This window comes from uncultured Aquimarina sp. (assembly GCF_947495315.1).
In the GTDB taxonomy this organism is placed as follows: Bacteria; Bacteroidota; Bacteroidia; order Flavobacteriales; family Flavobacteriaceae; genus Aquimarina.
This window is the reverse complement of the sequence record NZ_CANLYD010000002.1, coordinates 300,068-312,412: the sequence shown is the minus strand read 5'-3', so window position 1 is coordinate 312,412 and position 12,345 is coordinate 300,068. Positions and strand designations below refer to the sequence as shown.

Genomic DNA, 12,345 nt, shown 5'->3' with positions numbered 1-12,345 from the left:
ACTAATTTTTAGGTGTAAAACTAATGATTTGGTAAGCTGTCTTACTACTGTTTTGACATAAAACCTCCAACACCACAAGATTAATCTCTTGATTTGCATCAGTTTTTTTTTGTAATGTTTCAAAATTCCTTAGTTGATTTTTAGTAAGTCCAAAAAGAACTTCTTGTTCGGATGAGATCATATTAACAATACCTGAGCCTGAACCAATAACACTTTTTACTTTTACCATTGCGGTAACCTCATATAAAGTTCCGCAAATAGACTTATTTTCAAAAACCTTGAGAATAATTCCTGTAAGGTGTACTGTATTTGGTGATATTTGATCATTGGAAGTAACATTTAATTTAGTTACTTCGTTGTCATTTTGATCTCCAAACTTTGGCTTCTCTACTTTTGGCTTCTCAGTATTACTCTTTTCTTTTTCTTGAGCAATACTATTTGATTTACAAGAAAATAAAATTATAATCAAGCCTATATACATTAGTTTATTCATGATATCTTTAAAATAAAAAAAGGAGTTAATTAAATCAACTCCTTTTTTCATAATTAATTGTTATTCTATCTCTTTAGCAATTTAACAACAGTATTGGTGTTTGTTCCTGAGATTTTTGCATAATATAACCCAGATGCTAAACTCGATGCGTCCCAAGTAATATTAGCGTTAGAATTAACATCGGATATAGTATGTATTAAATTACCTGTACTATTAAAAATATTGATATTTACACTTTTACTTGACTTCGAAATTGTGTCTCCAAGATTAAAGAAAAATTCATTACTCGATGGATTAGGGTATACAGCAATATCTTTTGCAAAATCCAATGTAGTTAATGGAACTTCAGCTTCAGGACCAATAGGTTCTATATCGGAGCCTATAATATCACCAAAAATTTGGAAAATTTGATCTAAAGGTGTTCTTTCAAATACTAAAGAACCTGTTGACCAATCTGTTGCCCCTAATCCAAAAATATTAGCTGCATCCCTGAACTGTGTTTCTTCTCCTATAACATTATCCTGCGAAGCCCAAAACCACTGGCTTGTACCAGGATTAAAAGCAAGGTTTACATATACCGATATCCAATACTTACCGCTCTTTAGGGTTACTATTTCTGGCAAGAGAATATTTAGATTTGAATTATTAAGCTCTGATATTGGTGTAATGCCACCACTATTATAAATTTCCTCTCCTGGCAATCCTTCGTCATCTGTGAAAATTACTATTGTTACATTATCAAAAGAAGGGGTTCCTCGAAGTCCTCCAAATGCCAATACTCTATCAATATTCCATGTATTTCCTTCGGGTACCGTAAAATCATCCGCTGACTGCGCTAATCCTCCAAAATCTAAGAAATTCTGGGATGGTAATGTTCCTATCTGAGTATTCGTCTGCTCATAGATTGAGGGCTCTGATACAGTAACTGTAAAACCTTCCGAAACTTGTTCCTCTCCAGAGGTTGCTACCAATCCAATAGAAGAAGCCCCAACGGAATTAGGAGCATAGGATAATGTTAACGTATTACCAGATAATACTGCTGTTACTAATTCCGGATTAGAATTAGTCAGCTCTATATCGATTGGTAATCCCTGTGATTGTACAAACAAACCGTTTACGTCTATTACTGTTTCTTCGCTATTTTCGTCCACTCCGAAATCATCTAATAAAAATGCAGTAGTTAAAGAAGATTCTGGTAATGGGTTTGCATTTATAGGAAAACGTGCACTAAACAATCCACTTCCGTGGGCTGCAACCGCTATAAACCCATCTTTTCTAGTAACTACCTCATCAGTCACTGCATTGCCTATAGCAAAATTCTCTTTTCTCCATACAGTGTTTTGTCCATTCAATCTTCTGGTAGAATATAGACCTGTACTAGTTGCAGCAAATATTCTTTGTAACCTAGATCCCGCAACTCCAGTACTTCCGCCTAAGAAAGCTGTACTTCTGACAGAAGGACCGTTACCGGTTCCATCTGCATTTTCTTCTAAATTACCACTGATATTTGTCCAAGAATCACCACCATCTTCTGTAATGAATACACTAGGAATTCCGTAGTTAGAGAATGTAACAATTACACGATCAGCATTAGACGGATCTATATTAATATCATTAACAAAACCTGCAGGTAACCCTTTTCCTGTAGATATATCTACTATCTGTTGATTATCTATATTGGCATTATCCATTCTAAATACAATTCCTGAATTTGTACCATAGTATAATCTATTTGCTACCGGAAATCTAGAAGCTTCCAAAGCAGTTATAGTAGATCCATCTGGAGTTATTGTATTTGTGAGATTTACCCAGTTTTCTGTTGCATTTGTATTCGTAAATAAAGGCAATTCATCGAGATCATTATTCCTCCAAATAGAACTTCCTGCCGGCATATACATAATGTTATCATTATTAGGGTCAAGGATATATGGATTTACAAATGAAAAACCTGTAGCTCCTGCTGGTTCTACGGCAGAGAATGACTGAAAAACTCCATTTTCATCAAAATTAAACCTGAACACATTTCCTCTCTGAGAAGAAACATAGCGAGTTCTTCCATTATCTGCAATTGCACTATATGTTCCATCTCCACCGAAATCTTCTTCCCAAATAGCATTAGAATCTGTAGAGTTGGTAAACCAAGTACCATTATCCTGGAATCCTGCTAATAAGTCATCTGTATTAGGTTCTGGATCAAAAGCTACATGATACGGCTGTGTAGTAATATATCCATTATTCAAAGAAGTCCAACTTACTGGCTCAACACCATCATCCGTAGCTGTTATATCTTCGGTCACAAAAACTCCACCATCATTTCCTGATAATGCTTTATTAGGATTAGAGGGGAAAAACAATAAGGCATGTTGATCTGGATGTTGGTTGGTATATAAGCTTACATCATTTAGTGGAGAATATCCTGCTATCCAGCTTTCTTGTCCTGCAGGAGTAGTAAATCCTGTTGTGGATCTATAGATATTAGTTCCACCCACAAATACCATATTACTATCTGTAGGGTGTACCTTAATCACCATATTATACTCTCCTTGCAAATTTAAGTTTCCTACACGTCCACCAATCCCAAAAGGTAAGTTTACACTTAAATCTGTCCAGGTTCCTGACGCTACATCGTATCTATTTAATAATGCAGGAGTTCCTCCACTGTTATTTTGTGTAAGGAAATATACCGTGTTTTCATTAGAAGGATCAATTCCCATAACAGTTCTTCCGTATGCAGGCACAAAACCTTCTGGAGTAATATTGGTCCAAGTCTCGCCATCAGTAGATGTAAAGAAACCAGCTGTAGGATCGGTATCAGAATCTATGGTAGCATAAATTTGACCTGTAGAAGAAATTACTACTTCTGCTTTGCTATCAAAACCTCCAGTTAATACTTCTGAAAAGGAATTTCCTCCATCCTGAGACCTTTGAATACCTGTAATCGTACCCAAATAAATATCTCCATTTCTAGGATCAATAGCGATCGAATTAACTAAGTCAAAAGGTTCATTTGTATTGAATATACCAACATCAGGATTTACTGTAGCTCTTAATAGCTCAAATGTACGTCCTCCATCTCGTGATTTGTATACACCGCTTCCTTGATAGAATGCGCCTCCGGCGTTAGCAGAATTTCCATAACGTTCTCCAGAAATGTAGTACCAAGTAAAGTTATGTCTTGGTCTTGGATCTTGTACAATTCCTGTAATACTTGGACTTTGAAAAGATCTTGTAACCTTTCTCCAAGTTTCTCCTCCATTCTCTGTTCTCCATAACCCTCCAGATACTCCACCTGCTAAGATTATATTTTCATTTCTGCTGTCAATTGCTAATGCACGAGTTCGACCTCCTACATTAAATGGCCCTCTATTTTTCCAGGAAGAAAACCTACTGGATTTCGAAGACTTTGGAGCTGTTGCAAGTGATTTCTCAGAATCTTCACTAATACTGATCTTACTAGAAAATTGAAGCTCAGCTTTTCTAATCCCATCAGGTATTTTTCCTGTAGTTGGATTTTTTAATCTCATAAACTCAAACTCCGATCGCTCAACGGCATTATCTGCTTGTCGTTGAAGCGGTGTTTTTGAATCTGTAGATCCTTTTTTACTATCAAACATTCTTGTTTGCTTGTACAACTGATGACCTTTATTAGATTTTTCATCAGCACTTGTCTTTAATTGTTGTGTTTGAGAAGTTACAGAATAGGTTGTAAAAACCAATGTACAAACACACAAACCTCTTTTGAGGCATCGTAGAATTGTATTCATATTATGAGTTGATTTTGTGTGAACCCCAAAGCTAACTCATTAAATACAAAGTAGTTGTTAAAATATTATCAAAATATTATACTATTTTATTAATTAGGTTGAAGCATAATTTCTCTGCTTTCAGTAATCACATGACAGATGTCTTTATCTACGATAATCGGAATAGTGGAAGTAAATGTTTCATAACCATTACCACTAACCGTTATGATATAGGTTCCTGTTCTTTCAAAAGCACCTATAAAAGTATCTGTGTTAGCAAAATTCACCAATGTTTCTGTATAATTATCATCCGTAGCTACCACAGTAATTCCTGAAATCAAAAATGTATCATTATTGTTCGCGTCTTTTACAGTAATCTCTAATCCAGGCCTAAGTTCTTCTGTACAAAAAACAGGATCCAATGTGTCCTGCTCATCAAGATTACAAGCGGAACTAACAACCAAAAGAATTAAAATTAATTTCTTCATATCTCTTTTACATATTTATAATAAAGATGCAGTTATAGTGTTGTGGTTGCGTCTTTACTTTTACGAAGATATATATTCATTATAAAATTACTTCATTTCTATGAATTTGTTAAGGGTCTCTTTTCATTGAAACTGAAGACAACAATACTTAAATAACAAAAAAGTATCCTTTTTTTGAAAAAAAGGATACTTTAAAATATATAGTTTTAGATATTTTATAAATCAAACTTAATTCCCTGAGCTAAAGGCAATTCAGTTGTGTAGTTTATTGTATTAGTTTGTCTACGCATATAAACTTTCCAGGCATCAGAACCAGATTCTCTTCCTCCACCAGTTTCTTTTTCTCCTCCGAAAGCTCCTCCGATTTCGGCACCAGAAGTTCCTATATTTACATTAGCAATTCCACAATCGGATCCTGCATGCGATAAGAATCTTTCTGCCTCACGAAGATTATTAGTCATAATAGCAGAAGATAACCCTTGAGCTACACCGTTCTGAATATCAATAGCATTTTCTACATCACCACTATATTTTAATAAGTATAAAACCGGTGCAAACGTTTCGTGTTGAACAATTTCAAATGAATTATCAGCTTCTGCTATTGCCGGCTTTACATAACACCCACTTTCATATCCTTCTCCAGATAGCACACCCCCTTCTACAACAATATTTCCACCTTCTTCAACTACTTTTTCTAAAGCACTTTGATATCCTTTTACTGCATCTTTATCAATCAAAGGACCAACGTGATTATTTTCATCTAATGGATTTCCTATACGTAATTGTTTATAGGCATCTACCACTGCATTTTTTACTTTGTCATACATGGATTCATGAATAATCAGTCTTCTTGTTGATGTACATCGTTGTCCCGCAGTTCCTACTGCACCAAACACAGCACCAATAACGGTCATCTTAATATCAGCATCCGGTGTTACAATGATTGCATTATTACCACCTAACTCCAATAATGATTTACCTAAACGTTGTCCTACAGTTGCTCCAACAATTTTACCCATTCTGGTAGATCCTGTTGCAGAAATTAATGGCATACGTTTATCAGTAGTCATCATCTCTCCTACTTTATAATCTCCATTGATAAGACAAGAAATTCCTTCGGGTAGGTCATTATCTTTTAAAACTTTAGCAATAATATTTTGGCAAGCAACCCCACAAAGCGGCGTTTTTTCACTTGGTTTCCATACACATACATCTCCACAGATCCAGGCTAAAGCTGTATTCCATGCCCAAACTGCCACTGGAAAATTAAATGCAGAAATAATACCTACAATCCCCATTGGGTGATATTGCTCATACATTCTATGTCCTGGTCGCTCAGAATGCATCGTTAATCCGTGCAACTGTCTTGATAATCCTACAGCAAAATCACAGATATCAATCATTTCCTGTACTTCTCCTAATCCTTCTTGATACGATTTCCCCATTTCATAAGAAACAAGTTTACCAAGTGGTTCTTTTAAAACTCGTAATTCTTCTCCGAACTGTCTTACGATTTCTCCTCTAAGAGGTGCTGGCATTACCTTCCATGATTTAAAAGCTAATTGTGCTTTCGATATCACTTTTTCATAATCATCTTTAGTTGTGGTAGTCACTTTTCCGATTAATTTACCATCAACCGGAGAAAAAGATGAAATTTCTTCTCCATTAGAAAACCAATCAGAACCTGTAGAAGTTCCTTTGTTAAGGTCAGAAACACCTAATTGTTTTAATGCTTCCTCTATTCCAAAATCTGTTGCTATAGCTGCCATGTTTTTTGAATTATTTTTTAAGATCGTAAAGATACTGTCTTTTACAGATATATTAAATTTTGATCTATTATAAAGTTTATTTTGAGTAATTTTTTAAAAAAATACCATTAAAAAAATCAATCTTCTAAGAAAATAAGATTCTTTGGATTAAATTGATCTTCATTTATTGACACAAAAATCGCATATCTATCAAAATAATCTTGTGTTTATATTTTTGATTATATCTATTTTCATTTGTTAAATACGCTAAATAGTTTAATGAGTTTTATTTTCCTTTTTAATGTAATGTTTTTCAAGTTCTTCAAAAATGTCCTCTAACATATGAACGTATTTGTTGTTTTCTATAAGATCTTCTTTTAACAATCCACAAATACCAGTTTCAATATTAATTACAAAAAATTGCTTAAGTGTATCTGGAGGTAGACTTTGCTCAACTACTATATATGAATCAAAAAGTGTTACGTTTTTTATTGATTCCCATCTCAGTTTTTCTGGTCCTCCTGTAAGAGGATAGTCGCTAATAAATAACCATTTATACAAATTATCTTTTTCTACAATAACACCGTGAGAAGTACGGGATATGGTATACAATTCGTTTTTGTCTATAAAAGTTATGCTATCTCCCGATTTATTTCGATAATGATTATGAGCATAATACACTAAAAAACCTTTTGCATTTCCATCTACCTGTTCTGCGTTACTATAGAAAGGAGCCAGTTTCTTTAAGGTATCTCCTTTAATTTCGATATAATAATTATCAATATTTTTATACTTAGTAGTATTCCAAGGTACTTGAGGATCGTAAATAGTATTAAAAATCGAATTGTTTTTTAATTTACTATTTGAAAATGCTCCGTTAATCATCCATGCCAATGAAGCATCCGGATTACTTCTTTTTGTGGGAAGTAATTCTTTTTTCATTACTTCCAAAAAAGGTTTATTCTCTGTTTTGCCTAATTCTGAAGGTATATACACCAGTTCTTTAATATCACAAAAGCATCCATAATCCGAGAGTTCGTGTTTTTCTTTAGTTTTTCCATTTATAACCTGAACGTAACCGCTTCCTGATTTCAGGGTGTCAATAATTCCATCTCTATTGAAATCCTTTGTACTGATTTTTTCATTGCTTAGCTGACCATATGTCGAAAAGGAAAGTAAAATTAGAAATATTCTGTACATCATATATCCCTGCTTACTTTAATCATCCATTACAAATCTTTTATCTACTGGTATTGTTGTTCCACAACTATTACATGTTCTTAAAGCTTTACTTCCATAAAAATCTTTAAAATGTTTTAGAAAATCCTTCTCAATATCATGCAACTTAAAGTATACTTCGTGTAATTTGGTATTACAGTTATCACAAAACCACAATAATCCATCTTCTGCCTCTAGATCAACTCGCTTTCTTTCAATTACAAGTCCAATAGATCCTTCATAACGAACCGGAGAATGAGGTACTTTTGCGGGATGCAGATACATATCACCTGGTCCCAACTTCATGGTTTTTTTTTCACCATCTTCCTGGATATGGACTTCGATCTCTCCTTCTAATTGATAGAATAACTCTTCTGTTTCATTATAGTGATAATCTTTTCTGGCGTTTGGCCCAGCGACGATCATAACAATATAATCTCCTGCTTCTTTGTATAAATTTTTATTCCCAACAGGTGGTTTTAGTGTATCTCTATTTTCTTCTATCCACTTATTAAGATTAAAAGGTCTTTGGATTGCCATACTTATTTATAATTTGAAATATAAAATTAAGGAAATGGTAGTGAATCTTTCTAAAAACTAAAGTAATCTTATTTAAAAAAAATAAAAGCGGACCAAAGTCCGCTTGTTTTTAGGTTTAGCAACCGGTATCTTCATATTCTAAACTTCCATCCGTTGGACATGGATCAGAGCATGATTGTGTAATTATGATTTGATATGGGCTATTTCCAGGTCTGAAAATACATGCACAACATTCATCAAAAAATGGGAAACCTCCTCCTTTAATAGATTTTTGTGCAATCTTACTTAACTTTTTACTGTTGTCGATGTTTAAATTTTTTTTTAGCATAATATTAAATTGATTTGTTATGATACTAAAGATAAAAAAACAATATAGTCTTTTGTCTTTATTTACCCAAAATACATCCTCAATTTTGTCAATTTGAGGTCTTATTATCAAATACTTATAGTCGTTTTTAAAAAATACATAAAAGGGAGTTTTCTCAAATATAAAAACATTAATAATCTCACAAAAAACTTGTGACATCCTGAAACAAGTTAGGAATTAATTCGATTAGGCATTTTGTTATTGAAAAGCGGTATATCACTAAAAAGAAATCGCCCAGACAAGATTTCTCTTGTAGAGCGATTTCCAACTAAATAACCAACCAAAAAAATTTATATCGTCTAGCGCGACTTGTTTTATTTTGTAAGCTTCATAAAATCAGCTTTTTTTAATCTTTTCTTATCATTCTGCGATGGTTTTCCATCTTTAGAATTTTTGAACTGCAGGTATCCTCTACCAACAAATTCATAGATAGTTCCCGAAACAGGATGTAATAATTCTATCTTACTATCATTTATAACGGTCAACTCGAAATATTCATTGCCCAAATAATCGTAATCAAGTGTTAAATTTTTCATATAGAAATTATTAGTAACATCTTCTACAGCATAATACCCTGTATAATCGTAGTATATATCATTGATGTTAGACACATTAACATCTTCCGAACTTCTAAAATTATCTCCTGATCCGTAATACAAAAACTGTAAATAATTTTCATTATCAAACTCGTTTAGTGCTCCAAACTCACTAGTATATACTTTTTCCCAGGTTGTATACTCGTGCAGGAAGTAATGTATATTGTCATAGAATACTCTATCATAATCAAAAGTATTTCTTTGATATCCTATCAAATAATAACTGGTATTCGTAACTCCATCATATAATCTTATCTCATTATTTCCATATTGGGTTACATCAAGACTATACGTTCCATCTATGTCGTGACTAATATCTACTTCCATATTAAAAGCGTTATAATACCCAACATCTAAACCAAAACCGTTTCCGTTACTTCCAATACCCACCAGATTATTATTGGCGTAAAAGGTTCCATTTTTGAATGAAACGGTAAACGCCTTCTGAAGAAAAGGAATCTCTCCATTACCTTGGGTACGTTCTATATCTACATACCATATTTCATATGTGTTTAATAATTCATTCAAAGAAATAGAAGGTTCTTCAATATAAATATCATCTTCTACTATAACTTCTGCTACACAGGAAGTTAAAAGCATTGAACCTAAGATAAAAGCCGAAAGTAATTTTAAAGTCTTCATAAGCTAAGTGTTTTTTAATTTTATCTGATCTTTTTATTGTTTTTTACTTGTCAGATAGAATTCGCCATAGAACGTTTAGTTTTGCATCAACATATTCTAATGACTCATTTCAAATAAGAGAAACCAAAACGTGTGCCAAAAACATATTCAATTGATTATCAGATGTTTATTTTGAGATGTATTTTGCTTATTTTTGAACTCACAATCATTTTACATGGATAAAGAATTAAAATTTGCCGTAATCGGTGGTGGTAGTTGGGCTACAGCCATTGTAAAAATGCTAACAGAAAACCTGAATGAGGTAGGTTGGTATATGAGAAGTGTATACGCTTTAGAACATCTCAAAAGACAGCAACACAATCCAAACTATTTAAGTTCCGTAGAGTTTAAGATGGATCAACTTAGACTTACCAATGATATTAATGAAGCTGTGGAATATGCAGATTACCTAATTTTTGCGATTCCTTCTGCATTCTTACATACCGAATTAGAAAAACTTACTGCTCCATTAACGGACAAAGTTATTTTTTCTGCCATTAAAGGAATTGTTCCTGAAACCGGATTAATTGTCGGCGAACATTTTCATGATGTGTATAATATTCCCTTTGATAATATCGGTGTGATTACCGGTCCATGTCACGCAGAAGAAGTGGCACTAGAGCGTCTTTCGTACTTAACAATTGCTTCTAATGATGAAGCAAAAGCAGAAATTATAGCCAAAAACCTAAGTAGCGAATATATCAAATGTAAAGTTAGTGATGATATCATCGGAACTGAATATGCCGCTGTATTAAAAAACATTTATTCTGTTGCTGCAGGAATTGCTCACGGTTTAGGATATGGAGATAATTTCCAAAGTGTATTGATGAGTAATGCTATTCGCGAAATGAAACGTTTTATTAAGAAGATTCATAAAATGAAACGTAATATCAACGATTCGGCATACTTAGGAGATCTACTGGTTACTGGCTATTCTATTTTTTCTCGTAATCGTATGTTTGGTAATATGATTGGTAAAGGATACACTGTAAAAAGTGCTCAGATGGAAATGAATATGGTTGCCGAGGGATACTATGCGGCCAAAACTGCTTATGAACTCGATGCAACTAGTAGCACTCGTACTCCAATTATTGATGCAGTTCATGATATATTATACGAAAACAAAAACCCTAAAAAGATATTTAAAAAACTAGCAGATAAGCTGGATTAAGGTTAGAGATTAGAAAGAAAATCTATTAGATTTAAAATAAAAGAACTATGAATAAGCTAACAGGGTTTTTATTGGCATTATTACTGTTTAATTCTTGTAAAAATAATGGACAGGAATCAAGTTCATCGAAAATGGAAAGTAATACTAAAATTGAATTTACAGATTCTTTAGGGAATAAAATATCTAAAGATGAATTAGCTAAATCAACTGGTTCATTTAATTATGAAGTTTTTGGAATCGGAAATGTTCCAAAATCTGCTAAGTTACTGCATAACCAGGCGAGACAACATGGACAAAAAGGAGACTATAAAAAAGCAATAGAAACTTTAAATTTGGCTTGTAAAGAGGCGCCCGATTGGGTATATCCGGTTTATGATTTAGCATATACTTATTTATTAAAAGACGATTATGATAATGCTCTTAAATATTATCGTTTAACGGATAGTTTAGCCCCAAAGGGATTCTACACTTCTAAAACTGCCTTACACACATTAGAAAAAGAAAAAAAGGGGGATTTAAAACAAGGTCTTTATAAAATGTATATTTCGCTTGAATGGATTAATGACCCTAAGGAAAAATTAGAAATGACTGAATTGCTGGTTTCTAAATTTCCAACATTCGCACCTGGCTGGAAAGAGTATTCTTCTCTTTTAGAAGGTGAAAAAAGAAGAAATGCAATAGAAAAAGGACTTGAACTTGAATCAGATATTGAAACAAAAGGGATGCTGTTAATTAATAAGGCATTAATGATTGATCAAGAAGGTGATAAGAAACAATCTATTGAATTATTAACGAACGTAATTTTTGATTCAAACTCCACTTATGGAAATATTGAGTTAGCTAAATTTGTACTAAATAACATTATCAAAGAATAGCCAGATTATTACAATTCGCTAATGTATATGGATCCTTTGGGATAAAGAAACACCGCTAAAATAAAAACCTTATTAATGGACAATCAAAATAATACTAACAAAAAACAACCTAATAATCCGCTACACGGGATGAAATTGTTAAACATATTAGAATTGTTGGTAGACCATTATGGGTGGGAAAAATTAGCCAATAAAATTCCCATTAACTGTTTCAAAAATGATCCATCGATTAAATCTAGCTTAAAGTTTTTAAGAAAAACACAATGGGCAAGAGATAAAGTTGAAGATCTTTATCTGGAATTTGATAGAAAAACAAGATAGAAGATATGCTTACTAGATAAAAAAATAGTTTTTGCAATTTTCCATATCAATTTTATAACTATAAACAAGAACTTCTTAAAAAGCGTTATTTCTTTGTAACTTTA

At 32.9% G+C, this 12,345-nt stretch carries 11 protein-coding genes; 3 read left to right on the top strand and 8 right to left on the bottom strand.

Going from position 1 to position 12,345, the window contains the following annotated elements; translation table 11 throughout:
- Position 1 precedes the first annotated feature (1 nt).
- From Q0910_RS04775 to Q0910_RS04740, 8 genes are all read right to left on the bottom strand, one after another.
- Positions 2 to 544 carry a hypothetical protein gene (locus tag Q0910_RS04775; protein ID WP_299213130.1) on the bottom strand — a complete coding sequence of 181 codons (543 nt, stop codon included), beginning with the start codon at positions 542 to 544 and terminating at the stop codon, positions 2 to 4.
- A gap of 14 nt (positions 545 to 558) precedes the next feature.
- Complete coding sequence (locus tag Q0910_RS04770) at positions 559 to 4,257, bottom strand: T9SS type A sorting domain-containing protein (protein ID WP_299213128.1); 3,699 nt, start codon at positions 4,255 to 4,257, stop codon at positions 559 to 561.
- 89 nt (positions 4,258 to 4,346) lie between these two features.
- Positions 4,347 to 4,724: a hypothetical protein gene (locus Q0910_RS04765; RefSeq protein WP_299213126.1), complete on the bottom strand. Its 378-nt coding sequence runs from the start codon at positions 4,722 to 4,724 to the stop codon at positions 4,347 to 4,349.
- 215 nt (positions 4,725 to 4,939) lie between these two features.
- The gene (locus Q0910_RS04760) at positions 4,940 to 6,493 is read right to left on the bottom strand and encodes an aldehyde dehydrogenase family protein (protein ID WP_299213124.1); all 1,554 of its coding nucleotides are present in this window, start codon (positions 6,491 to 6,493) and stop codon (positions 4,940 to 4,942) included.
- 255 nt (positions 6,494 to 6,748) lie between these two features.
- Positions 6,749 to 7,675, bottom strand: a complete 927-nt coding sequence (locus tag Q0910_RS04755) for a hypothetical protein (RefSeq protein ID WP_299213122.1) — start codon at positions 7,673 to 7,675, stop codon at positions 6,749 to 6,751.
- Positions 7,676 to 7,690: 15 nt separating this feature from the next.
- Complete coding sequence (locus tag Q0910_RS04750) at positions 7,691 to 8,230, bottom strand: 3-hydroxyanthranilate 3,4-dioxygenase (protein ID WP_299213120.1); 540 nt, start codon at positions 8,228 to 8,230, stop codon at positions 7,691 to 7,693.
- A 115-nt stretch (positions 8,231 to 8,345) separates the two neighbouring features.
- A complete protein-coding gene (locus Q0910_RS04745; protein ID WP_299213118.1) occupies positions 8,346 to 8,558 on the bottom strand; it encodes a hypothetical protein in 213 nt (70 codons plus the stop codon).
- A gap of 353 nt (positions 8,559 to 8,911) precedes the next feature.
- Positions 8,912 to 9,835: a nicotinic acid mononucleotide adenyltransferase gene (locus Q0910_RS04740; RefSeq protein WP_299213116.1), complete on the bottom strand. Its 924-nt coding sequence runs from the start codon at positions 9,833 to 9,835 to the stop codon at positions 8,912 to 8,914.
- Positions 9,836 to 10,049: 214 nt separating this feature from the next.
- On the opposite strand from Q0910_RS04740, the gene Q0910_RS04735 reads away from it, so the two are divergent.
- The 3 genes from Q0910_RS04735 to Q0910_RS04725 all read left to right on the top strand — a co-directional run bounded on the left by Q0910_RS04735 (position 10,050) and on the right by Q0910_RS04725 (position 12,241).
- Positions 10,050 to 11,045, top strand: coding sequence for an NAD(P)H-dependent glycerol-3-phosphate dehydrogenase (locus Q0910_RS04735; protein WP_299213114.1), 996 nt, complete (start codon positions 10,050 to 10,052; stop codon positions 11,043 to 11,045).
- A 47-nt stretch (positions 11,046 to 11,092) separates the two neighbouring features.
- Entirely contained in the window at positions 11,093 to 11,920 is an 828-nt protein-coding gene (locus tag Q0910_RS04730; RefSeq protein WP_299213112.1) for a tetratricopeptide repeat protein, read from the top strand.
- A 75-nt stretch (positions 11,921 to 11,995) separates the two neighbouring features.
- Complete coding sequence (locus tag Q0910_RS04725) at positions 11,996 to 12,241, top strand: VF530 family protein (protein WP_299213110.1); 246 nt, start codon at positions 11,996 to 11,998, stop codon at positions 12,239 to 12,241.
- Positions 12,242 to 12,345: the final 104 nt, after the last annotated feature.

Bases quoted from the DNA above. Each gene is read 5' to 3' on its own strand.
- Q0910_RS04765 (WP_299213126.1), bottom strand. From the start codon at position 4,724: ATGAAGAAATTAATTTTAATTCTTTTGGTTGTTAGTTCCGCTTGTAAT.
- Q0910_RS04725 (WP_299213110.1), top strand. From the start codon at position 11,996: ATGGACAATCAAAATAATACTAACAAAAAACAACCTAATAATCCGCTA.
- Q0910_RS04755 (WP_299213122.1), bottom strand. From the start codon at position 7,675: ATGATGTACAGAATATTTCTAATTTTACTTTCCTTTTCGACATATGGT.
- Q0910_RS04730 (WP_299213112.1), top strand. From the start codon at position 11,093: ATGAATAAGCTAACAGGGTTTTTATTGGCATTATTACTGTTTAATTCT.
- Q0910_RS04750 (WP_299213120.1), bottom strand. From the start codon at position 8,230: ATGGCAATCCAAAGACCTTTTAATCTTAATAAGTGGATAGAAGAAAAT.
- Q0910_RS04745 (WP_299213118.1), bottom strand. From the start codon at position 8,558: ATGCTAAAAAAAAATTTAAACATCGACAACAGTAAAAAGTTAAGTAAG.
- Q0910_RS04770 (WP_299213128.1), bottom strand. From the start codon at position 4,257: ATGAATACAATTCTACGATGCCTCAAAAGAGGTTTGTGTGTTTGTACA.
- Q0910_RS04735 (WP_299213114.1), top strand. From the start codon at position 10,050: ATGGATAAAGAATTAAAATTTGCCGTAATCGGTGGTGGTAGTTGGGCT.
- Q0910_RS04740 (WP_299213116.1), bottom strand. From the start codon at position 9,835: ATGAAGACTTTAAAATTACTTTCGGCTTTTATCTTAGGTTCAATGCTT.
- Q0910_RS04760 (WP_299213124.1), bottom strand. From the start codon at position 6,493: ATGGCAGCTATAGCAACAGATTTTGGAATAGAGGAAGCATTAAAACAA.
- Q0910_RS04775 (WP_299213130.1), bottom strand. From the start codon at position 544: ATGAAAAAAGGAGTTGATTTAATTAACTCCTTTTTTTATTTTAAAGAT.